Below are 22,055 nucleotides of genomic sequence, written 5' to 3' on the forward strand. Positions count from 1 at the left end.
CTCCGGCTAGCACTTCCCCTTGCCGGGTGTGTAGAGGACTTTCACCTCCAAGTCACCAGCGAAGCCAGCACAGCCAAGCTGGTTGCGCTTGCGCGCAACGCGCCATGCCTGGCGCACGGCGAAAAAAACCCGGACCAGGTCCGGGTTTTTCATTCAACGCGAGCTGATCAATGCAGGATCTGGCTCAGGAACAGCTTGGTCCGATCGTTCTGCGGGTTGTCGAAGAAGTCGTTCGGCGCCGCCTGTTCGACGATTTCGCCCTTGTCCATGAAGATCACGCGGTTGGCCACGGTACGGGCAAAGCCCATTTCGTGGGTCACGCAAAGCATGGTCATGCCGTCTTCGGCCAGGCCGATCATGGTGTCCAGTACCTCTTTCACCATTTCCGGATCGAGCGCCGAGGTCGGTTCGTCGAACAGCATGATTTTCGGCTTCATGCACAAGGCACGGGCAATCGCCACACGCTGCTGCTGACCACCGGACAACTGGCCCGGGAACTTGTGGGCCTGCTCCGGGATACGCACGCGCTGCAGATAATGCATGGCGATTTCTTCCGCCTCGCGCTTGGGCATCTTGCGCACCCACATCGGCGCCAGGGTGCAGTTCTGCAGGATGGTCAGGTGCGGGAACAGGTTGAAGTGCTGGAACACCATGCCGACTTCACGGCGGATCGCTTCGATCTGTTTGAGGTCGTTGGTCAGCTCCACGCCATCGACCACGATACGACCCTGCTGGTGCTCTTCCAGACGGTTGAGGCAGCGGATGGTGGTGGACTTGCCCGACCCCGACGGACCGCAGAGGACGATACGCTCGCCCTGCCGGACATTCAGGTTGATGTCTTTCAACACGTGGAACTGGCCGTACCACTTGTTCACGCCCTGCATCTGAATAATGCCTTCAGGACCCACAGGCTGTTTGATCGCTTCACTCATGAAAAAACTCCTAACGCTTGTGGCCTGTGTCCAGCTTGCGTTCCAAATGCATGGAATAGCGGGACATACCAAAACAGAAAATCCAGAACACCAGGGCGGCGAACACGTAGCCTTCGGTGGCCATGCCCAACCATTTCGGATCGGCGGAGGCTTGCTTGACGCTGTTGAGCAGGTCGAACAGGCCAATGATGATCACCAGGCTGGTGTCCTTGAACAACGCAATCACGGTGTTGACGATCCCCGGGATAACCAGTTTCAAGGCTTGCGGCAGAATCACCAGGCCCATCGCGCGCCAGTAACCCAGGCCCATGGCGGCAGCCGCTTCGTACTGGCCCTTGGGAATGGCTTGCAGACCGCCGCGCACCACTTCGGCGACATAGGCCGACTGGAACAGAATCACCCCGATCAGTGCTCGCAGCAACTTGTCGAAGTCCATGCCCTCAGGTAGAAACAACGGCAGCATCACCGAGGACATGAACAAAACGGTGATCAGCGGCACGCCACGCCAGAACTCGATAAAGGTCACGCAGACGACCTTTACCGCTGGCATGTTCGAGCGCCGCCCCAGCGCCAGTAGAACCCCCAGCGGCAAGGCCCCGGCGATACCGACGGAGGCAATGACCAATGTCAGCATCAGACCGCCCCACTGGCTGGTGGCAACACTGGTCAGCCCCAGGTCGCCGCCACGCAACAGCATGAAAGCGATGATCGGGTACAGCACCAGAAAGCTCAGGCCGTAGATCGCCTTGCGCGGGAAGCGCGAGATGAACAGCGGCGCCACACCGAGTACTGCCAGCAACACGGTAGCGTCCACACGCCAGCGCAGCACGGGCGGGTAGTAGCCGTACATGAACTGACCGAAACGCTGCTGGATAAATACCCAGCAGGCACCTTCCTTGGTGCAGTCGGCGCGGGAAGTGCCGACCCAGTTGGCGTCCAGGATGGCCCAGTGCAGCAGTGGCGGGACGATCAGGTAGATCAGGTAGAAGGCAAACAAGGTCAGCAGCGTGTTGAGCCAGCTGGAGAACATGTTGGCGCGCATCCACGCCACCACACCGATACTGTTGTTCGGCGGTGGCATGTCAGGTTTGAAAGTATGCGAACTCATGGGCGTTTCCTCACCGCTCGATCAGCGCAATGCGCTTGTTGTACCAGTTCATCAGCAAGGAAATGCTGATACTGATCGCCAGGTACACGCTCATGGTGATGGCAATGACTTCGATAGCCTGTCCGGTCTGGTTCAACACCGTACCGGCAAACAACGAAACCATTTCCGGGTAACCGATACCGGCGGCCAGGGACGAGTTCTTCGCCAGGTTCAGGTATTGGCTGGTCAGCGGCGGAATGATCACGCGCAAGGCTTGCGGGATGATCACCTTGCGCAGGGTCGGACCGTTGCGCAGGCCGAGGGAACGCGCCGCCTCGGTCTGGCCATGGCTGACCGACTTGATGCCCGAGCGCACGATCTCGGCAATGAACGCTGCGGTGTACACCGTCAGGGCCAGGGTCAAGGCCAGCAATTCAGGGATCAATACCCAACCGCCGACGAAGTTGAACCCTTGCAGCTTGGGCATTTCCCAGTACACGGGAGCACCGAAGACCAGGGCGCACAACCCCGGGATCACCAGGAACAAGGCCAGGCCGACCCAGAACTTGTGGAACGGCACGCCGGTTTCTTCGAAGCGTTTGGTCGCCCAACGGCTCATCAGCACGATTGCCACGATGGCCAGCACAACGCTGATCACGAATGGCCAGAAACCTTCGGAAGCAATGGCCGCCGGCATGTTCAGGCCGCGACTGCTCATGAAGAAAGTGTTACCGAAGTTGTGGCTGTTGCGTGGTCCCGGCATGCTCAGGAACACGGCAAAATACCAGAACAGAATCTGCAACAACGGCGGGATGTTACGGAATACCTCGATATAGACGGTGGCCAGTTTGTTGATTACCCAGTTCGACGACAGTCGCGACACACCGATGATGAAACCCAGCAAGGTCGCCAGGATGACGCCGATGACGGTCACCAGAAGGGTATTGAGAAGACCGATGACAAACACCCGGGCATAGCTGTCCGATTCGGTGTAGTCGATCAGATGCTGGGCGATACCGAAACCGGCACTGCGCTCAAGAAAGCCGAAACCCGAGGTAATGCCTCGGTGCTGCAGGTTGGTCTGGGTATTGTGAAACAGATACCAGCCCAGCGAGATCACCGCGACAATCGTGATGATCTGAAATAGCCACGCACGCACTTTGGGGTCGCTGAAGCTGAGCCTCTGCTTGGGTGCGCCGATTTTATTTTGCATGAAGTGCCCCAGGAAGAACGGAACAGGAACATCGCCCGGCAGTTGGCCTGCCGGGCGATAGGTCAATCAGCGCACGGGAGGTGCGTATTGAATGCCGCCGTTGGTCCACAGAGCGTTCAGGCCGCGGTCGATGTCCAGCGGAGTGCCCTTGCCGAGGTTCTTCTCGAAGATCTCGCCGTAGTTACCGACCTGGGAAACGATTTTGACGACCCAGTCCTTCGGCAGCTTCAGGTCCTTACCATATTCACCGTCGCCACCCAGCAGACGGGCAACGTCAGGGTTCTTGGTGGCCTTGGCTTCGGCCAGCACGTTTTTCGAAGTGATACCGGCTTCTTCAGCGTTGAGCAGCGCATAGCCGACCCAGCGCACAATTTTCATCCAGTCTTCGTCGCCATTGCGCACCACAGGACCCAGCGGTTCCTTGGAGATGGTTTCCGGCAGTACTACGTAGTCCTTCGGCGAGGCCAGCTTGCTGCGCTGGGCGAACAGTTGGGACTTGTCGGAAGTCAACACGTCGCAACGACCAGACTCCAGCGACTTGGCGCTTTCATCGGAGGTATCGAAAGTGATCGGGGTGTACTTCAGGCCATTGGCGCGGAAGTAGTCGGCCACGTTCAGCTCGGTGGTGGTACCCGCCTGAATGCAGATGGTCGCGCCATCCAGTTCCTTGGCGCTTTTCACACCCAGTTTCTTGTTGGCCAGAAAACCGATGCCATCGTAATAAGTGATGAATCCCGGGAAAACCAGCCCCATGCCCGCATCACGGGAACTGGTCATGGTGGTGTTACGCGACAGGATGTCGATTTCGCCCGACTGCAGCGCGGTGAAACGCTCCTTGGCGTTCAACTGGCTGAACTTGACCTTGGTCGCGTCGCCGAAAACGGCAGCGGCCACGGCACGGCAGACGTCAGCGTCGATACCGACGATCTTGCCGGAAGCATCAGGCACCGAGAAGCCCGGCAAGCCATCACTCACGCCACACTGAACAAAACCCTTCTTCTGTACGGCATCCAGGGTAGCGCCCGCTTGCGCGAAACCGCTGACGCCCAGTACGACGGCTGCAGTCACGACTGCCAGGGTGGATTTCAACATCTTCATTCAAACCTCCAGTTGCTCTTGTTGTGTCGGAGCTAGAGTCTAGCCGCACCCTTATGAGGCGTTGTTAACCCGTGCTGGCTTTTTTTTGGGTCAAGCGGCTAAAGACTTGAGCTATGAGTTTAGTAGGAGAACATCTCCCGTCTGTAAAACTCACCGCCCACCAAATTGGCCGAACGGGCATCAGCCCTTTCCAGATTCGCTAAAGCCCTGCCGGCCCTCGGCGAACGTGAATCAGAACCCGCCGAAACGGATTCATTTGCTATCCCACGGCCAGCGGTAGACTGATAGTGTTACCGCCAGGGGTGAATGCATTCACTCGGTTCTCCCATAGCAAAGCCCGTACCACAGTGACGGCTAAAGCGATTCAGCCACAGGTCAATAGAAAAACGGTCAACAACGCGACATTTTATTAACGAATCCACTATTTACGCACCATCACCGCGCACACATCCGAAGCGCACGCACACTAATGGAGCACACATGACTGAACCGCTGATCATTCACCCCGCCAAGACCGCAGACGCTTGTGTTATCTGGCTTCACGGCCTGGGAGCCGACCGTTATGACTTCCTGCCGGTGGCCGAGGCGCTGCAGGAGAGCCTGACCAGCACACGCTTCGTCCTGCCCCAGGCACCGACCCGCGCGGTAACCATCAATGGCGGCTACGCCATGCCCAGCTGGTACGACATCAAGGCCATGAGCCCGGCGCGTTCGATCAGTTTCGAGGAGCTTGAAGAGTCCGCGGCGACCGTCATCGAATTGCTGGAAGCCCAGCGGGCCGCGGGTATCGACCCTTCGCGGATCTTCCTCGCGGGCTTTTCCCAGGGTGGCGCCGTGGTGCTGCACACCGCCTATCTGAAGTGGCAGGGTGCCCTCGGCGGCGTGCTGGCGCTCTCCACCTACGCCCCGACCTTCAGCGATTCCCTGCAACTTTCCGCCAGCCAGCAGCGAATTCCAGCCCTCTGCCTGCATGGCCACTATGACGAGGTGGTCCAGAACGCCATGGGTCGAACCGCCTATGAGCACCTCAAGCGCCTTGATGTCACCGTGACATGGCAAGAATACCCAATGGGCCACGAAGTGTTACCCGAAGAAATCCAGGACATCGGTACCTGGCTGGCCGCTCGTTTGCGCTGATATCGGTAACACACTACGCCGCGCCCGATTCTTGCATTACACTGGCCGGCGTACATTCCTTAACCAAATTAACGAGATGACCGTGCTCAAAGCACTCAAAAAAATATTCGGTAAAAGCGAGGCTGAGCAGCTCGCACCAGGCTCCAGCGCCCCAGTTCCAAGCTCCGACAGCCGCCATCACGGCCAATCTGCGGAGCGCGCCGAGCCTGTCACCAAACCGAAAGCCTCGGCCGCCATCCCGGAACAGCCCGCCACGGCCGTTGAAGCGCCGCGCGCCGAACAGCCGAAAGCCGAGCAACCGCGCCGTGAACGAGCGCCGAAGCCCCCGGTCAAACCCTGGAAACTCGAGGACTTTGTCGTCGAGCCGCTGGAAGGCAAGACCCGCTTCCACGATTTCAAGCTGGCGCCCGAGCTGATGCACGCCATCCAGGACCTCGGTTTCCCCTATTGCACGCCGATCCAGGCGCAGGTCCTGGGTTTCACCCTGGCCGGCAAGGACGCCATCGGTCGCGCCCAGACCGGCACCGGCAAGACCGCCGCCTTCCTGATCTCGATCATCACCCAGCTGTTGCAGACCCCGCCGCCGAAAGAGCGCTATATGGGTGAGCCACGGGCGCTGATCATCGCGCCGACCCGTGAGCTGGTGGTACAGATCGCCAAGGACGCCGCCGACCTGACCAAGTACACCGGCCTCAACGTCATGCAGTTCGTCGGTGGCATGGACTTCGACAAACAGCTCAAGCTGCTCGAAGCCCGTCACTGCGACATCCTCGTTGCCACCCCTGGCCGCCTGCTGGACTTCAACCAGCGCGGTGAAGTGCACCTGGACATGGTCGAAGTGATGGTCCTGGACGAAGCCGACCGCATGCTCGACATGGGCTTTATCCCGCAGGTCCGGCAGATCATCCGCCAGACCCCGCCCAAGAACGAACGCCAGACCCTGCTGTTCTCCGCCACCTTCACCGAAGACGTGATGAACCTGGCCAAGCAATGGACCACTGACCCGTCCATCGTCGAGATCGAATCCCTGAGCCTGGCCAACGCCAACGTTGAACAGCACGTCTACGCCGTGGCCGGCGCCGACAAGTACAAGCTGCTCTACAACCTGGTCACCGACAATGGTTGGGAGCGGGTAATGGTCTTTGCCAACCGCAAGGACGAAGTGCGGCGCATCGAGGAACGCCTGGTGCGCGACGGCGTCAACGCCGCGCAATTGTCCGGCGATGTACCGCAACACAAACGCATCAAGACCCTGGAAGGTTTCCGCGAAGGCAAGATCCGCGTGCTGGTGGCCACCGACGTGGCCGGGCGCGGGATCCATATCGACGGCATCAGCCATGTGATCAACTTCACCCTGCCGGAAGTGCCGGACGACTACGTCCACCGCATCGGCCGGACCGGACGGGCCGGTGCCGACGGTGTGTCCATCAGCTTCGCCGGCGAAGACGACTCCTACCAGTTGCCGGCGATCGAGACCCTACTGGGGCACAAGATCAGCTGCGAAATGCCGCCCACCGAGTTGTTGCGTCCGGTGGTGCGCCAGCGTCCGGCCTGAACCGCCCAGGCCCAAAGGCACGCTGCACGACAAAACGTCGCCCGATACCAGGCGGCGTTTTTTTTCGCCCGGCGATTGCCGAAATAAACTAAAAGTCCATAATGGACAAATAAGTTTAATTCTAGTCATTCGGGAGCACTCCATGTCCGGCCACCCCCCCTACGTGATCGACAGCCAGCAGGCCCATCGACTCCTGCGGCAGATCGACGTACCGCGGATCCTGCGCAAGTTGTTCCGCGACCTGGCTGCCGGGCAAGCGGTACAACCGGCGCAGCAGTTGGTGGAGTTCCCGCAGGGTGCCGGCGACTTCATCAACTACCTCGGGGTGTTGGCCGACGACCAGGTCTATGGCGTCAAGACCTCGCCCTACATCCTCCGCGAACAGGGCCCGCTGGTGACCGCCTGGACCCTGCTGATGTCGATGCACAGCGGCCAGCCGCTGCTGCTCTGCGATGCCGGCGAACTGACCACCGCACGCACTGCGGCGACCACCGCCGTGGCCGTGGATGCCCTGGCCCCGCCGGACGCCAGGCGCCTGGCCATCATCGGCAGCGGTCCGCTGGCCCAGGCGCACCTGCACTACGCCAAGGGCCTGCGCGACTGGCAGGACATCAGCCTCTACACGCCCAATGTAAATGCCGAAAAGTGCCTGCGCCTGACCGCCATCGAACCGCGCCTGCGCATTGTCGAACAGCGGGAGCAGGCACTGGAGGATGCCGACGTGATCCTGCTCTGCACCTCCTCCGCGACTCCGGTGATCGACCCGGGCCAGCTGCGCAAACCGGCGCTGATCACCTCCATCAGTACCAATGCCGTGCGCGCCCATGAGGTGCCGCCGCAGGCCTTGAGCGACATGCAGGTCTACTGCGACTATCGCCAGACCACGCCGGGCTCGGCCGGGGAAATGTTGATTGCCGCCAGCCAGCACGGTTGGAACGCCGGAGAGATTCGCGGCGACCTGGCCGAACTGCTGAGCGGGCAGACGCCACGGCCGGGCTACGAGCGCCATGTGTTCTTCCGCTCCATTGGCCTGGGATTGGAAGACATCGCCCTGGCCAATGCGCTTTATCATCTACACCACAAGGCCAACTGAACAGTGCTTTTGCAGGACTGGAGCACGACGCAGAATCCGGGACCGACCACCTACTAATGTGGGAGCCGGCGCCTACAGGTTACGCAGACCACCGTTAGAACCTACCAGCAGGAAGCCTTGAATGAACCAGGCAGACTTCATCATCATCGGCGGCGGTATTGCCGGCGCCTCCACCGGTTTCTGGCTGGCCGAGCACGGCCGGGTGATCGTGCTCGAACGTGAATCGCACCCCGGCTATCACGCCACCGGACGTTCCGCCGCCCTCTACACCGCTGCCTACGGCACCCCGCAGGTGCGCGCCCTGACCCTCGCCAGCCGGGCCTTCTTCGACACCCCGCCGCCCGGCTTCGCCGAACATCCGCTGCTCACCCCACGGGGCGAAATGACCGTGGACTTCAGCGGCGACCCCGACGAACTGCAACGGCAATACCTCAGTGCCAAAGCCAGCGTGCCCGAAATGCAGCTGCTCAGCGCCGACGAGGCGTGCGCCCGCCTGCCGATCCTGCGCCGGGAAAAAGTCCATGGGGCGATCTACGACCCCAGCGCCAGCGACATCGACACCGACGCCCTGCACCAGAGTTATCTGCGCGGCATCCGCCGCCAGCAAGGAGAGGTCCACACCGACTGCGAAGTCCTCGGCCTCGAGCGCGATGCCGACGGCCTGTGGCAGGTCCGCACGGCCGGACAGACCTTCAGCGCCAAGGTACTGATCAACGCCGCTGGCGCCTGGGCCGACAAGCTCGGCGAACTGGCCGGTGCCCGTCCCCTCGGCCTGCAACCCAAGCGCCGCGCCGCCTTTATCTTCGCGCCGCCCGAAGGCCTGGAAATCCACGCCTGGCCGATGTTGGTCAGCCTCGACGAATCCTTCTATATGAAGCCGGATGCCGGCATGTTCCTCGGCTCCCCGGCCAACGCCGACCCGGTCGAGCCCCACGACGTGCAACCCGAAGAACTGGACATCGCCATGGGCATCTACCAGATCGAGGAAGCCACCACCCTGACCATCCGCCGCCCGACCCGCACCTGGGCCGGCCTGCGCAGCTTCGTCAGCGACGGCAACCTGGTCGCCGGTTTCGATCCCCTGGTCACCGGCCTGTTCTGGGTCGCCGCCCAAGGCGGATACGGCATCCAGACCTCGCCGGCCATGGGCCAGGCCAGCGCGGCATTAGTGCGTGGTCAGGCCTTGCCCGAGTCGCTCGCGCACTTTGGCCTCGACGCCGCGATGCTCGCCCCTGCCCGTCTCGGGTGACGACTGACGCTGATTGCGGCACACTCTTTAGTACGCCCGTACCTGGGCACGACCCTTTCGCCGCCAGGTGATCAGGTCTACCTTTTGCAAGGCGACCCGATCACCGCACCAGCTGTATTCCTTTGGCTCCATCCCAAGGACGCTGAAGTTGCCTGGAGATTCACCATGACAGCCAAACAGGCCCCCGCCCTGGATAACTTCCGGGCGATTGCCGATGCCATCGCCACGCTATTCTTTCCCCATGCCGAAGTGGTGCTGCACGATTTGCGCACGCAGCGGATCGACTACATCGCCAATAATATCTCCAAGCGCGAGATCGGCGATGACGCGGCGCTGGAAGACATGCTCGAAGAGGGCATCAACGAGCGCAATATCGGTCCATACGAGAAACTCAACTGGGACGGCCAGAAAATTCGCAGCGTCAGCACCGTGCTGCACGACGCCCAGGGCACGCCGCTGGCGGTGTTGTGCATCAACCTGAATATTTCCCTGTTCGAAAGTGCCAGGGCGGCGCTGGACCTGTTCCTCTCACCGAACAAACTGATCCCGCAACCCGATGCGCTGTTTCGTGATGACTGGCAGGAGCGGATCAACACCTTCCTGCACAGCTGGCTGCGTCAACGACAACTCGGGCTGAACCTGCTGACCCGCGACCACAAGCGCGAGCTGGTGCTGGCGTTGCACGCCGAGGGCGCGTTCAAGGGCAAGAGCGCGGCCAACTATGTGGCCAACGTGCTGAATATGGGGCGGGCGACGGTGTACAAGCACCTGAAGGAGTTGAAGGCGGAGGTCTGAGGGCGATCCATCGCCCAGGCGAACACCAGGTTTGTAGAGGTCTTGCCCAATATCGGTCAATACAAGAAGGTCTGAAGCCGGGCGCGGTTTTGTGGCGAGCGGGCTTGCCCGCGCTCGGCTGCGCAGCAGTCGCAAAACCTGTGACTGCGTTTTATCTGACACGATGAAGTCGCTGACCTCAGGGGCGCTTCGCGCCCCAACGCGGGCAAGCCCGCTCGCCACAAATTTCGGCCAGGCCGAAGACATCAGTGCGCCAATAATCAGTCGCCGTAGATATCCGTCTTGAAGTACTTGCCCTCGATCTTCTGGTACTCGCCACTGGCGCGCAGCCCGTCGATGGCCTTGTTCAATTTGCTCACCAGCTCGGTGTTACCTTTACGCACCGCGATCCCGGCGCCCTCACCTACGTACTTCGGATCCTTCAGCTCCGGCCCGACAAACGCGTAAGCGGCGCCACGGGGCATCGAGAGGAAATCGTCCAACGGGATGGTGTCGGCAAAGATCGCGTCCAGGCGTCCGGACGCCAGGTCCATGTAGATCTCTTCGTTGTTGCTGTAGCGCATCACCTTGATCCCCAGCGGCTCGAAGACTTCCGTGGCGTAACGGTCGGTGGTAGTGGAACGCTGCACACCGATAGTCTTGCCCTTGAGGCTGGCGTACTGGTCATCCACCACGGCGCCCTTTTTCATCACCAGGCGCGAGGAGGTGAAGTAGTACTTGTGGGTGAAATCCACCGACTTCTTGCGCTCGTCGGTGATGGTCATGGACGACAGCGCCGCGTCGATCTTCTTGACCTTCAAGGCCGGGATCAGGCCGTCGAACTCGCCTTCGATCCACTCGCACTTGACCTTCATCTGCGCGCACAGGGCATTGCCGATGTCGTAGTCGAAACCGACGATGGTGCCTTCGGCGGTTTTCGAAGCGAATGGCGGGTATGCCGCCTCAATGCCGATGCGCAAGGTCGGTTCGGCGGCAAACGCAGTGCTGCCGGCCAGCAGGCCCAATGCCAGGCCGCCGATCAGGGTGAATTTCTTCATGCTGGAACTCCCGCTCTTTTATTTGAGGTGTGGTGGCAAGACAGTAGAAGGAAGACGATAAGGCTATTTTGTACTTATAAGTCCATCGTGGACTTATAAGTACAAATCGTCAACGAGCAAATGCGTGCGCTTTGTCAGAAAGCCACGCACAGATGAATATTTGAAGGTGGGATACGAGAGGGACTGTTAGTCCTGCGGCGCCTGCTGGCGATGGGGCCCGGGAGCCCAGCGTCAAGCAAACGACAAGCGGCTACTTCCAGCGTTCTGCCGCCGCCTGGTCGCTGGCGCGACCTTCTACCCAGTGCGGGCCCTCGGCGGTGGTTTCCTTTTTCCAGAACGGGGCCTGGGTTTTCAGGTAATCCATGACGAAATTGCAGGCATCGAACGCGGCCTGGCGATGGGCACTGGTGACCCCGACAAACACAATGGGCTCGCCCGGCTCCAGGGCACCAACCCGGTGCAGCACCTCCAGCCCAAGCAACGGCCAGCGCTCCCGAGCTTGCGCCACGATCTTGCCCAGGGCCTTTTCGGTCATTCCCGGATAATGCTCGAGGAACATCCCGGCCACTTCATGCCCATCGTTGAAATCGCGCACGTAGCCGACAAAACTCACTACCGCGCCGATTCCCAGGTTGGCGGCATGCAAGGCATTCACCTCAGCCCCCGGATCGAATGCTTGCACCTGCACGCGAATCGCCATCTCAGCCTCCGGTCACCGTAGGGAAAAACGCCACTTCGTCGCCATCGGCCAACGGCTCGACGAGGGCGCACAGGTCTTCGTTGCGCGCGCACATCAAGTTTTGTTCGCCGAGGACCTGCATGCCTTCGCGCAGGAGCAGAAGCCGGCGGACATCATCGACGCTGGCGAAGTCCCCTTCCACCACCAACTCATCCACTCCGAGCACCTCACGGTAACGGGCAAAGAACTTCACCACGACCTTCATGGCGCATCCGCCAGGTAGTGCCCGCTCTTGCCGCCGAGCTTTTCCAGCAAGCAGACGTTTTCGATGATCATGCCGCGATCCACTGCCTTGCACATGTCATAGATGGTCAGCGCGGCGACACTGGCCGCGGTCAGCGCTTCCATCTCCACCCCGGTCTGCCCGGACAGCTTGCAGCGCGCGACGATGCGCACGGCATCCTCACCATCGGCGTTCAGCTCGACCTTGATACTGGTGAGCATCAGCGGATGACACAAGGGAATCAGGTCGGAGGTTTTCTTCGCCGCCTGGATACCGGCGATCCGCGCCACGGCGAACACATCGCCCTTGGGGTGGCCGCCGCTGACGATCATTTGCAGGGTTTCGGGCAACATGCGCACGCGAGCCTGGGCCACCGCCTCGCGGAAAGTCACAGCCTTGTCGGTGACGTCGACCATATTGGCGCGACCTTGGGAATCGAGATGAGTCAGCACAGCGATACTCCTGATCAGGAGCGTCGATTGTAAACCCGCGAGTCAGCTTTGTGCGACCACCGAAAAGCCGGTGATAGCACACGGACTCAATGTCGTAGCCGGCTGGCCGGCGATGGCGCCCGAATAGGCACCGCAAGGCTCAAGGGCCTCATCGCCGGCAAGCCAGCTCCCGCAGGGATTGCGCCAATACGATATTTTGCGGTGATACGCGGACTTGTAGGTGCCGCAATACTACGGACAAAAAAGGGCGGCCACTTGGCCGCCCTTGGTTGTGCATGGGATTACAGGTGGGATTCGGCGTATTCGGCCAGGATCGAACGCGGCACGCCCTGCAGGGTGATGTGTACGCCGTTCGGGAAGTCCTTGAAACGTTCGGTCAGGTAGGTCAGCCCGGAGCTGGTCGCGGACAGGTAAGGGGTGTCGATCTGTGCCAGGTTGCCCAGGCACACCACTTTGGAACCGGCACCGGCACGGGTGATGATGGTTTTCATCTGGTGCGGCGTCAGGTTCTGGCATTCATCGATCAGGATCAGGCTCTGCTGGAAGCTGCGACCGCGGATGTAGTTCAGGGATTTGAACTGCAATGGCACCTTGCTGAGGATGTAGTCGACGCTGCCATGGGTGCTTTCGTCATCCATGTGCAAGGCTTCGAGGTTGTCAGTAATCGCCCCCAGCCAAGGCTCCATCTTCTCCGCCTCGGTGCCGGGCAGAAAGCCGATTTCCTGGTCCAGGCCCTGCACGCTGCGGGTCGCGATAATGCGCCGGTAGCGCTTGCTGACCATGGTCTGCTCGATGGCGGCGGCCAGGGCCAGGATGGTTTTCCCGGAACCGGCGGCCCCCGTCAGGTTGACCAGGTGGATGTCCGGATCGAGCAAGGCGAACAGCGCCAGGCTCTGGTAGATGTCACGCGGTTTCAGGCCCCAGGCTTCCTGGTGCAACAGGGGTTCCTGATGCAGATCGAGAATCACCAGCACATCGGCGCGGATTTCCTTGACCCAGCCGACAAAGCCCTGCTCATCGATGATGAATTCGTTGACGTGCACCGCCGGCAAGTTGTCGGTCAGTTGCACCTGGTGCCAGGTGCGACCATGGTCCTGGCGGGTCTCGACCTTGCTGACACGATCCCAGAACGACCCTTTGACGTCGTGATAACCGTTGGGCAGCAAGGACACATCGTCGACCAACTGGTCAGTGCTGTAGTCCTCGGCCGCGATCCCGCAGGCGCGCGCCTTGAGGCGCATGTTGATGTCCTTGGTCACCAGGACCACCCGCAGGTCCTTTTCCCGCGCGTGCAGATCGATCAACTGATTGATGATGATGTTGTCGTTCAGGTGTTCAGGCAGCACCAGGTTCGGTTCGCTGCGCTTGCTCATCAGGATCGACAGCAGGCCCTTGGGGCCGCTCTTGCCACGCTGGATCGGCACACCCAGCTCGACGTCCTCGGGGCTGGCGTCGCCCAGGGTCTTGTCGATCAGGCGGATCGCCTGCCGGCATTCGGCGGCAACGCTGTGATGCCCGCCCTTGAGCTTGTCGAGCTCCTCAAGCACGGTCATCGGGATGGCGACGTGGTGTTCTTCGAAATTGAGTAACGCGTTTGGATCGTGGATCAGTACGTTGGTATCGAGCACGTAAAGGATTGGCTGGTTGGAAGAAGGAGTGCGTCCGTGATCATCCATACTCGGTCACCTTTGTGGGAGCCAGTCGACGCAATACCTTGACGGTGCTGCGCCTCGAAGTGACCGCCGAATTCGCCTGTGAAGGGGCAGGCGTTCTGTGCACAAGTAGGGTCTTGTAAGACGCCACCTGTGTCGCAGGTTTCGGCGGTCTGACTCCGTAATACCGCAAAAGACATGACAGGAAAAAGCACTTTGACGTTTTTTTGAAGTTTATTTTTCAAGCTGACGAATAGCCCTTGGCGAGGCGCCCGCACACCGTTACAGTCGGAAGTCTGCCTGCATCGAAATCATCAGTTGATTTCCCCCCGGCCCAACAAATACGGGCTTGCGTACTTTTCCCTTCTAACGAAACGCATCCTTGCACTCCTGCCAGCCGATTCCGCTTTCGGCAGTCTGCTTGAGCAGCCAGGGCAATGCCGTGCGTGCCTTGTCCTGGGTGTCATGGAAGACGATGACGCCACGACGCCAGAGCAGCATCAAGGTCATCACCCGCTGCGCGGACTGCTCGGCGCTGAGCTTGCCGGTGGCATCCGCCGAATCGATGTCCCACAAGGCGACCTGCAAGTGCTGCGCCTTGAAAAAGTCAGCGCCGTCGGCCCGCCGCTGCCCGTAGGGCGGGCGGAACAGCGCGGCATAGTTGTCCGGCAAGGCGCCCTGCACCAGCGCGACACTGCGCAGGATCGAATCCTCCCAGTCCTGCCATTGACTGTGGGAACGGTACTGCCAGCCTTCCACGCCCACGCATTGCTGGCGGTAAAGCTCGCGCACCGCTGGCATCGAGGTCTTGTCCAGGCGCGTCTGCAAGGCATTGCCGAGGACAAAGAACAGTCCGTTCATCTTCTGTTTGCGCAGGTAGTCGGCCAACTCGTCGGTATTGCCCTGGGCCATCGTCGGCCCGCCTTCGAAGGTCAGCAGGAACAGGCGGTCGTTGAACCCTTCGCCATTGCGCTCGTGATCACCCATCAGCTGGATCTCGCTGCTGGTCTGCGGCAATAGCGCGGCCAGGCGCAGCTGCTCGTCCAGATAACGTTCATTGAATGCCCGGGCCGGCTCGGCCCAGCGCGCATAAAAGGAGTCATCGGCGACCCGGAACTTGCCGGCGGCTTTTTGCAGGCTGTCCATGTCCTCGACGTAGAAACAGAAGGACGCGTCTTCTTCACAACTCTGCTGGGCGGCGTTGTAGCTGGTCAGCAGGCGCTGCCACATGCGCTGGCGCACCGCGTCGATGGAGACCATGTTGATCTGCTTGAGCCCCAGGCGCTTTTTCAGGGCCGGCTCATCGAGCAGCTCGCTGACCAGCAGCAGGTGGGCGAACATCAGGATTTCCGCGCGCGAGGCGACATCGAACAGTGCCGGGCTGCTCAGCTGTTCGGGCCAGGTGCTGCGATCCAGGGTCGCGGGGTCGTTCGGCGCGGCAACGGCGGCGAAACAGGTCAGCAGGGCCGAGAAGAAAAGAACGATACGCAAAAGGGGGCCTCCATTTCAGATCCCGCGGCGCACTATAGCCGATCTGACGACCGGAGCCTTTGTGGTGGCTGTTCCGGCCTATTCGCGGGCAAGCTCCGCTCCCACAGGTTTTCAGCCGTTCACAAAATGTCGGTACGTCTCAGGACTGATGTGGGAGCGGAGCTTGTCGGATCGCCGCACCGCCGCGCAGAGGCCCTCAATATCAACAAAGATCGCCCAGACCAACCACACAGCGGCTATCGCCATCATAGGTGGAGTCAAACCGCCCGAGCCCCTAGAATCCCCCGACGATTAAAGGAGACGACTTCATGCTGATGGTGATTTCCCCCGCCAAGACCCTCGATTTCGAAACACCGGCGGTGACCCGGCGCTTCACCCAACCGCAATACCTGGACCATTCCCAGGAGTTGATCGAGCAACTGCGCAGCCTGACCCCGGCGCAGATCAGCGAGCTGATGCATGTCTCCGACAAGATCGGTGGCCTCAACGCCGCGCGTTTCGGCAGCTGGACCCCGGCGTTCACTCCGGACAACGCCAAACAGGCGCTGCTGGCGTTCAAGGGCGACGTCTACACCGGCCTCAACGCCGAAGACTTCAGCGACGCCGACTTCGACTACGCCCAGACCCACCTGCGCATGCTCTCCGGCCTCTATGGCCTGTTGCGCCCACTGGACCTGATGCAGCCCTATCGCCTGGAAATGGGCAGCAAATTCGCCAATGCCCGGGGCAAGGACCTCTACGCGTTCTGGGGCACGCGCATCAGCGAATGGCTCAATGAAGCCCTGGCCGAGCAAGGTGATGACGTGCTGCTGAACCTGGCGTCGAACGAGTATTTCTCGGCGGTCAAACGCTCGGCCCTGAACGCGCGCATCGTCAATACCGAATTCCGCGACCAGAAGAACGGCCAGTACAAGATCATCAGTTTCTACGCGAAAAAGGCCCGCGGAATGATGGCGCGCTTCGTGATCCGGGAACGCCTCCAGAACCCGGAGCAATTGAAGACGTTCGACGAACAAGGCTACCGCTTCAGCGCCGAACTCTCCAAGGCGGACAACCTGGTGTTTTTGCGCGATCACGCACCGGAGTAACGTCGCCCATCAGTGAGAGCGCGTCATCATTCTTCGCGGGCAAGCTCCGCTCCCATCAGAACTGATGTGGGAGCGGAGCTTGCCCGCGAAGAGGCCGCAACAGGCACCACACTCGACCCAGCCACACACTTCTGTACCCTGCCCCCACTTAGCGCATTACACGCAATGTGTAACCTCAACAAATCCGCGCCAAACCGCAATTATTTGACGCCAATAAACCGCCTGTTACAACCATGAAAATTCTTTCACTCGACATTTACAATTTTTTTGAGTAGTGGCACGCGATTTTTTTCCCGATAGTGGCAAACCACCATCTCGGCATTTTCAATCCCTATAACTAAAGGGCGAAACGGAAAGTGCTATCAATATGAAGCCGTGCCATCTTTCATCATATTCCCAGCAATTCCAGGAAACAGGATGAGCGGACCGGAACTTATGTTCCAAAACATCGCTCATACCACCCGTAACGATTCTCACAGAGCCTGTAAGAGAAGACTTACATGGAGACGGGATGAAATGTTTAAGTTGCCAACAGCGACTTACAACCGCGACCCACACTTTCAACCGACAGTAAAGGACAGGAGATACGCACCATGATATCCCCTACACAGGCCAAGGCAGGCCCTCAGACCAAGCAGCTGCAAGGCGACTATAACCTGTTGATCCACAATAATTTTTCTGTGGACACAAGCAGGCTTTAGGTACGCCGGCAAAGGTCTTTCCGTGGAAGGCCGGCCATATTCAAGGGCATACCCCTAATAACAAGGCCAGGCTGCGCACAACTTGAGTGCAATTATTTGGCCACTCGACATTTATATGCCGGTATTCGGAGACGCGAGCGCTTTGGGCCGCCCTGCGAGTGCATCACGGTAACTGAGCACATTAACTCCGGCCATTTAATGGCGTGATTAAGATAGAGGTAAATGCAATGCGCATTAGCATATTCGGTTTGGGTTACGTCGGTGCAGTCTGTGCCGGTTGCCTGTCTGCACGGGGTCATGATGTGGTTGGCGTCGATATTTCCCAGGACAAGATCGACCTGATCAACAACGGCAAATCACCGATTGTCGAACCCGGCCTGGAAGCCCTGTTGGCCCAGGGGATTGCCACCGGCCGACTGCGCGGCACCACCGACTTCGCCGAAGCGATTCGCGCCACCGACCTGTCGATGCTCTGCGTCGGCACACCGAGCAAGAAGAACGGCGACCTGGAACTCAACTACATCGAATCGGTGTGCCGCGAAATCGGTTTTGTCCTGCGTGACAAGACCAGCCGCCATACCATCGTGGTCCGCAGCACCGTGCTCCCGGGCACCGTGAAAAACGTGGTGATCCCGATCCTCGAAGACTGCTCGGGGAAAAAGGCCGGCATCGACTTCGGTATCGCGGTCAACCCTGAGTTCCTGCGCGAAAGCACCGCGATCAAGGACTACGACTTCCCACCGATGACCGTCATCGGCGAACTCGACAGCACCTCCGGCGACGTCCTCCAAACGCTCTACGAAGAACTCGACGCGCCAATCATCCGCAAGGACATCGAAGTCGCCGAAATGATCAAGTACAGCTGCAACGTCTGGCACGCCACCAAAGTGACCTTCGCCAACGAGATCGGCAACATCGCCAAGGCGGTCGGGGTCGACGGTCGCGAAGTGATGGACGTGGTCTGCCAGGACAAGACCCTCAACCTGTCCCAATACTACATGCGCCCCGGCTTTGCCTTCGGCGGCTCCTGCCTGCCCAAGGACGTGCGCGCCCTGACCTACCGCGCCGGCGCCCTGGACGTCGAATCACCGCTGCTCAACTCGCTGATGCGCAGCAATGAAAGCCAGGTGCAAAACGCCTTCGACCTCGTCGCCAGCCATGACAAACGTCGCATCGCCCTGCTCGGCCTGAGCTTCAAGGCCGGCACCGACGACCTGCGCGAAAGCCCGCTGGTGCAACTGGCGGAAATGCTTATCGGCAAGGGTTTCGACCTGAGCATCTACGACAAGAACGTCGAATACGCCCGGGTCCACGGCGCGAACAAGGACTACATCGAATCGAAGATTCCCCATGTGTCGTCCCTGCTCAACGCCGACTTCGACGAGGTGATCGACAACAGCGACGTGATCATCCTCGGCAACCGTGACGAGCGCTTCCGCGCCCTGGCCGAGAACGCCCCGCATGGCAAACAGGTCATCGACCTGGTGGGCTTCATGTCCAAGGCCACCAGCACGAGTAGCCGGACCGAAGGTATTTGTTGGTAAGCCAACAGCAACCGCTGCGCGGTTGATCGCCCGCAAGCCGGCTCCTGCAGGACGAGGTCGGACACAGAACTTGCGTACGGCTGCGCACTGTAGGAGCCGGCTTGCGGGAGATGGCGTGCGAAAGGACGCCCCGCTCCCGACATCAGGTAACACCTGCCTTAACCCCATCGAGCCAGCCTCCACCGGCTCGCCCGAGACAGAGACGGATGCAGATTATGCACAGGCTAAAACACGGCCTTCTTCAGGCCGCCGGTTGGCTGTTCTATTTGAGTTTGCTGATGGGCCTGGCCTTGTTGCTGCCCACCTCGACCTTCGACGCCGACTCCAAGGACTTCATCTTCCTGATCGGGGCCGTGGGCATCTGGCGCTACTCCATGGGCGCCACCCATTTCGTGCGCGGGATGATTTTCCTCTACATCGTCTACCCGCACCTGCGCCGCAAGGTACGCAAGCTGGGCGAGGCCGCGGCCCCCTCGCAGGTGTTCCTGATGGTCACCAGCTTCCGCATCGATGCGCTGACCACCGCCCAGGTCTACAGCTCGGTGATCCGCGAAGCCATCGACTGCGGCTTCCCGACCACCGTGGTCTGCTCCCTGGTGGAAATGTCCGATGAACTACTGGTCAAGAGCCTCTGGGCGAAGATGAATCCGCCCGAGCGGGTCAAGCTCGACTTCGTGCGCATCGCCGGTACCGGCAAGCGCGACGGCCTGGCCTTCGGTTTCCGCGCCATCTCCCGTCACCTGCCGGACGACCGCGCCGTGGTGGCAGTGATCGACGGCGACACCGTGCTCAGTGAGGGCGTAGTGCGCAAGACCGTGCCCTGGTTCCAGCTGTTCGGCAATGTCGGCGGCCTGACCACCAACGAGTTCTGCGAAGTGCGCGGCGGCTACATCATGAGCGAATGGCACAAGCTGCGCTTCGCCCAACGCCACATCAACATGTGCTCCATGGCCCTGTCCAAACGCGTGTTGACCATGACCGGACGCATGTCGGTGTTCCGCGCCAGCGTGGTCACCGACCCGGCCTTTATCGCCGACGTCGAAAACGACTCGCTGCAACACTGGCGCCTGGGCCGTTTCAAGTTCCTCACCGGCGACGACAAGTCCAGCTGGTTCAGCCTGATGCGCCTGGGCTACGACACCTTCTACGTGCCCGACGCGGCGATCCACACCGTGGAACACCCGCCGGAAAAGAGCTTCATCAAATCCAGCCGCAAGCTGATGTACCGCTGGTACGGCAACAACCTGCGGCAGAACTCCCGGGCCCTGGGCCTGGGGATCCGCCGCCTCGGCCTGTTCACCAGCGTGGTGCTGTTCGACCAGCGCGTGTCGATGTGGACCTCGTTGCTGGGACTGACCATCGCCGTGATCGCCAGCTTCAAGTACGGCATCGCGTTCATCCTCGCCTACCTGCTGTGGATCGGCCTGACCCGGCTGGTCCTGACCCTGCTGCTGGCCTGTTCCGGACACAGCATCGGCCCGGCCTACCCGGTGATCCTCTATTACAACCAGATCGTCGGCGCACTGATGAAGATCTACGTGTTCTTCCGCCTCGACCGCCAATCCTGGACCCGCCAGGACACCAAACTGAGCCGCGACCTCGCCAGCTTCCAAGGCTGGTTCAACACCTGGTCGTCACGAACCATGACCTTCTCCGCCGGCAGCATTTTCGTCGCCGTGCTGATGACGATGGTTTGACCCGACCCGCCTGAATTAGTGAATGGAGCTTTACCCATGAATGCCCAAGTCAATGCCAACGTCGTCCACGAATCCGAAGCCCAGCGCCAGCATGCGCGGGTGAAAATCCCGGCCAAGCTGTGCTTCCTCGGCAGCGAGAACCCGTCCCTGGAAGTCCGGGTCCATGACCTGTCCGCCGGCGGCCTGAGCTTCAATGTCCCGCCGCAACAGGCCCTGACCCTGAAGCTCGGCGAGGTGTACAAGGGCCGCCTGCAATTCGTCATCGACAACCTCGGCCTGGCCATGGACGTCGAGCTGCAGGTGCGCTCCTACGACCGCCAGAGCGGCCGGGTCGGTTGCCAGTTCCAGAACCTCGAGCAGCAGGACATCGGCACCCTGCGCCACCTGATCACCTCGCACCTGTCCGGTGACATCGTCAACATGGGCGACGTGCTCGCCACCCTGCAGCGCGACAACTTCACCAAGGCGCGCAAGAACAAGGATAACGGCAGCGGCATGAGTGCCTTCGGTCGCCTGCGCGCCGTGACCTTCAGCCTCGGTATCTTCGTGGTGGGCCTCGCGGCCTTCGGCTTTGTCCTCAAATCGGTGTACGGCCTGTACTTCGTCAGCCATGCCCAGGCTGGCCTGGTCAGCGTGCCGGGCATGAACATCACCATGCCCCGCGACGGCACCGTGCAAAGCCTGATCAAGGAAGACGGCGTCGCCGCCAAGGGCGCGCCGCTGGCGACCTTCAGCACCAGCATGCTCGACGTGCTCAAGGGCCATCTGGATGACAACCAACTGGAACCGGCCAAGGTCGAGGAACTGTTCGGCAAGCAGATGACCGGCACCCTGACCTCGCCTTGCGATTGCACGGTGGCGCAGCAACTGGTCGCCAATGGCCAATACGCCAGCAAGGGTGATGTGATCTTCCAGTTGGTCCCACGGGGCAGCCTGGCAAATGTCGAGGCGCGGTTCTCCTATCGCCAGTTCGGCGATGTCCGTCCTGGGACCCGCGTGAACTTCCAGATCGCCGGCGAAGACCATGTGCGCCAGGGCAAGATCGTCAGCAGCACCAGCCTGAAAAGCACTGACCTGTCCTCCGATATCCGCGTCCTGATCAAGCCTGACGAAAGCCTCGACAGCACCCTCGCCGGACGGCCGGTAGAGGTCAACAGCGACCGCGGGCCGAGCATGAACTGGCTGATCGACAAAGCCATGGCCGCTGGTCTGTAAAGCGAGGACATGCCTGTGAACAATCGCCCCCCCTACGAGTGCCCCGCACTCGGTCGC

At 60.6% G+C, this 22,055-nt stretch carries 19 protein-coding genes; 9 read left to right on the forward strand and 10 right to left on the reverse strand.

The annotated features are described in order from the left end of the window. Positions 1-167 precede the first annotated feature (167 nt). The 4 genes from M5B99_RS09005 to M5B99_RS09020 form a co-directional block, all read right to left on the reverse strand. Positions 168-932, reverse strand: a complete 765-nt coding sequence (locus tag M5B99_RS09005; RefSeq protein ID WP_191485564.1) for an amino acid ABC transporter ATP-binding protein — start codon at positions 930-932, stop codon at positions 168-170. A gap of 10 nt (positions 933-942) precedes the next feature. Then, on the reverse strand, positions 943-2,040 hold the full coding sequence (locus tag M5B99_RS09010; protein ID WP_248803695.1) for an amino acid ABC transporter permease: 1,098 nt from the start codon (positions 2,038-2,040) through the stop codon (positions 943-945). A gap of 10 nt (positions 2,041-2,050) precedes the next feature. Next, a complete protein-coding gene (locus M5B99_RS09015) occupies positions 2,051-3,232 on the reverse strand; it encodes an amino acid ABC transporter permease (protein ID WP_248803696.1) in 1,182 nt (393 codons plus the stop codon). 66 nt (positions 3,233-3,298) lie between these two features. Continuing rightward, positions 3,299-4,330 (reverse strand): amino acid ABC transporter substrate-binding protein, encoded by a 1,032-nt coding sequence (locus tag M5B99_RS09020; RefSeq protein WP_248803697.1) that lies wholly within the window; start codon positions 4,328-4,330, stop codon positions 3,299-3,301. Positions 4,331-4,810: 480 nt separating this feature from the next. On the opposite strand from M5B99_RS09020, the gene M5B99_RS09025 reads away from it, so the two are divergent. The 5 genes from M5B99_RS09025 to M5B99_RS09045 all read left to right on the forward strand — a co-directional run bounded on the left by M5B99_RS09025 (position 4,811) and on the right by M5B99_RS09045 (position 10,159). Then, entirely contained in the window at positions 4,811-5,467 is a 657-nt protein-coding gene (locus M5B99_RS09025) for an alpha/beta hydrolase (protein WP_248803698.1), read from the forward strand. Positions 5,468-5,543: 76 nt separating this feature from the next. Next, on the forward strand, positions 5,544-7,022 hold the full coding sequence (rhlB, locus tag M5B99_RS09030) for an ATP-dependent RNA helicase RhlB (RefSeq protein WP_248803699.1): 1,479 nt from the start codon (positions 5,544-5,546) through the stop codon (positions 7,020-7,022). Positions 7,023-7,164: 142 nt separating this feature from the next. Continuing rightward, a complete protein-coding gene (locus M5B99_RS09035) occupies positions 7,165-8,115 on the forward strand; it encodes an ornithine cyclodeaminase family protein (protein WP_248803700.1) in 951 nt (316 codons plus the stop codon). A 121-nt stretch (positions 8,116-8,236) separates the two neighbouring features. Then, positions 8,237-9,364: an NAD(P)/FAD-dependent oxidoreductase gene (locus M5B99_RS09040; protein ID WP_248803701.1), complete on the forward strand. Its 1,128-nt coding sequence runs from the start codon at positions 8,237-8,239 to the stop codon at positions 9,362-9,364. A gap of 165 nt (positions 9,365-9,529) precedes the next feature. Further along, positions 9,530-10,159 carry a transcriptional regulator gene (locus M5B99_RS09045; protein WP_248803702.1) on the forward strand — a complete coding sequence of 210 codons (630 nt, stop codon included), beginning with the start codon at positions 9,530-9,532 and terminating at the stop codon, positions 10,157-10,159. 260 nt (positions 10,160-10,419) lie between these two features. Here the strand turns inward: M5B99_RS09045 and M5B99_RS09050 are convergent, their stop codons facing one another. The 6 genes from M5B99_RS09050 to M5B99_RS09075 all read right to left on the reverse strand — a co-directional run bounded on the left by M5B99_RS09050 (position 10,420) and on the right by M5B99_RS09075 (position 15,753). Further along, positions 10,420-11,196 carry an ABC transporter substrate-binding protein gene (locus tag M5B99_RS09050; RefSeq protein WP_248803703.1) on the reverse strand — a complete coding sequence of 259 codons (777 nt, stop codon included), beginning with the start codon at positions 11,194-11,196 and terminating at the stop codon, positions 10,420-10,422. Between the two features lie 250 nt (positions 11,197-11,446). Further along, complete coding sequence (gene moaE / locus M5B99_RS09055; RefSeq protein WP_248803704.1) at positions 11,447-11,896, reverse strand: molybdopterin synthase catalytic subunit MoaE; 450 nt, start codon at positions 11,894-11,896, stop codon at positions 11,447-11,449. Position 11,897: 1 nt separating this feature from the next. After that, positions 11,898-12,140 (reverse strand): MoaD/ThiS family protein, encoded by a 243-nt coding sequence (locus M5B99_RS09060; protein ID WP_248803705.1) that lies wholly within the window; start codon positions 12,138-12,140, stop codon positions 11,898-11,900. Continuing rightward, positions 12,137-12,610, reverse strand: coding sequence for a cyclic pyranopterin monophosphate synthase MoaC (gene moaC, locus M5B99_RS09065; protein WP_248803706.1), 474 nt, complete (start codon positions 12,608-12,610; stop codon positions 12,137-12,139). Before moaC ends, M5B99_RS09060 begins: the two co-directional genes overlap by 4 nt. A 281-nt stretch (positions 12,611-12,891) precedes the next feature. Then, on the reverse strand, positions 12,892-14,286 hold the full coding sequence (locus tag M5B99_RS09070; RefSeq protein ID WP_248803707.1) for a PhoH family protein: 1,395 nt from the start codon (positions 14,284-14,286) through the stop codon (positions 12,892-12,894). Positions 14,287-14,628: 342 nt separating this feature from the next. Continuing rightward, entirely contained in the window at positions 14,629-15,753 is a 1,125-nt protein-coding gene (locus tag M5B99_RS09075; protein ID WP_248803708.1) for a polysaccharide deacetylase family protein, read from the reverse strand. 308 nt (positions 15,754-16,061) lie between these two features. Between M5B99_RS09075 and yaaA the strand changes: the two genes are divergently transcribed. The 4 genes from yaaA (at position 16,062) to M5B99_RS09095 (ending at position 21,998) form a co-directional block, all read left to right on the forward strand. Next, positions 16,062-16,841, forward strand: coding sequence for a peroxide stress protein YaaA (gene yaaA, locus M5B99_RS09080; RefSeq protein ID WP_248803709.1), 780 nt, complete (start codon positions 16,062-16,064; stop codon positions 16,839-16,841). A gap of 928 nt (positions 16,842-17,769) precedes the next feature. Next, positions 17,770-19,086, forward strand: a complete 1,317-nt coding sequence (locus M5B99_RS09085; protein WP_248803710.1) for a nucleotide sugar dehydrogenase — start codon at positions 17,770-17,772, stop codon at positions 19,084-19,086. A 215-nt stretch (positions 19,087-19,301) separates the two neighbouring features. Next, a complete protein-coding gene (alg8, locus tag M5B99_RS09090) occupies positions 19,302-20,783 on the forward strand; it encodes a mannuronan synthase (RefSeq protein WP_412548715.1) in 1,482 nt (493 codons plus the stop codon). 36 nt (positions 20,784-20,819) lie between these two features. After that, positions 20,820-21,998 carry an alginate biosynthesis protein Alg44 gene (locus M5B99_RS09095; protein ID WP_248803711.1) on the forward strand — a complete coding sequence of 393 codons (1,179 nt, stop codon included), beginning with the start codon at positions 20,820-20,822 and terminating at the stop codon, positions 21,996-21,998. Positions 21,999-22,055 lie beyond the last annotated feature (57 nt).

Origin of the sequence: Pseudomonas sp. MWU13-2100, from assembly GCF_023242365.1 — a bacterium.
Classification (GTDB): Bacteria; Pseudomonadota; Gammaproteobacteria; order Pseudomonadales; family Pseudomonadaceae; genus Aquipseudomonas.